The following is a 202-nucleotide window of genomic DNA, read 5'->3' on the forward strand; positions in this document are numbered from 1 at the left end:
AGGCAGATACAACAATGGTTTTACTTACACTATCACTACAGCCTGCTGCATTGATCAACGTATAACTGATGCGCACCGTGCCGGCACTAATACCTGTTACCAGGCCTCCACTGCTGATGGTAGCGATACCGCTATTATTACTTAACCAGCTGCCGCCGGATGTGGTTTCATTTAGGTTGATCGTATGACCAACACATACACT

1 protein-coding gene is annotated in these 202 nt (G+C 46.5%); it reads right to left on the minus strand.

All coding sequences use genetic code 11. From position 1 onward, the window contains the following. Positions 1-202, minus strand: a 202-nt coding sequence (locus GD597_RS21830) for an Ig-like domain-containing protein (RefSeq protein WP_171610025.1), incomplete at both ends; no start/stop codon positions are given.

This window comes from Limnovirga soli, assembly GCF_013106755.1.
Lineage (GTDB): Bacteria > Bacteroidota > Bacteroidia > Chitinophagales > Chitinophagaceae > Limnovirga > Limnovirga soli.